This is a genomic window from Dellaglioa sp. CoH-57-MRSF-21, from assembly GCF_056781915.1.
Genome location: NZ_JBXAXU010000015.1, coordinates 469 through 1,010, shown reverse-complemented (window position 1 = coordinate 1,010; position 542 = coordinate 469). Strand labels below are relative to the sequence as shown.

The window sequence follows — 542 nt, the reverse complement described above, 5'->3', positions numbered from 1 at the left end:
GCAGTAGCGCGGCAGGTTCTATTGTCGCAGTCATCAGCGGTAAAAAATCAGGCAACTGCGCGGCAAGTGCTGATTATACCTCCACTTAACGCGCAGGACACGAACGTTCAGATGGAGGTTTTGGCTGCGGGATTGATACCGACAAATGACTATGGCGCGAAGTTAGAAGTTATCGCGGGACTTCCATATGTTACTCAGGATGCTAGCGTTGCGCTGGAGATCATTGCCCAGACAACTTTGAATCCAGCAAAACCGATGACAACAATAACTTGGTTTACCCCATCGTGAGGATGTTATGATTCTGACTTTGAATGACTCTACAAAAACTGCAAGTATACAAGATTGGGATCAATCGGATTGGGACCTACAGAAAGATACCATACCGTGGGACTATACAATAGAGTTCGATCCCATGATAGACGGTGGCATACTAGACACCATTCGAAACGACAGAGAAGTGCATTACGATCAACGAACCATCTATATACAAGAATGGATCGGCAACACGATGATCGTTCGACCACAGATCATATACGTACAGC

At 45.9% G+C, this 542-nt stretch carries 1 protein-coding gene; it reads left to right on the top strand.

Going from position 1 to position 542, the window contains the following annotated elements:
• Positions 1-288: hypothetical protein (locus AC1RPQ_RS07620; RefSeq protein WP_481762206.1), on the top strand; the 288-nt coding region annotated here is incomplete at its 5' end.
• Between the last annotated feature and the right edge of the window lie 254 nt (positions 289-542).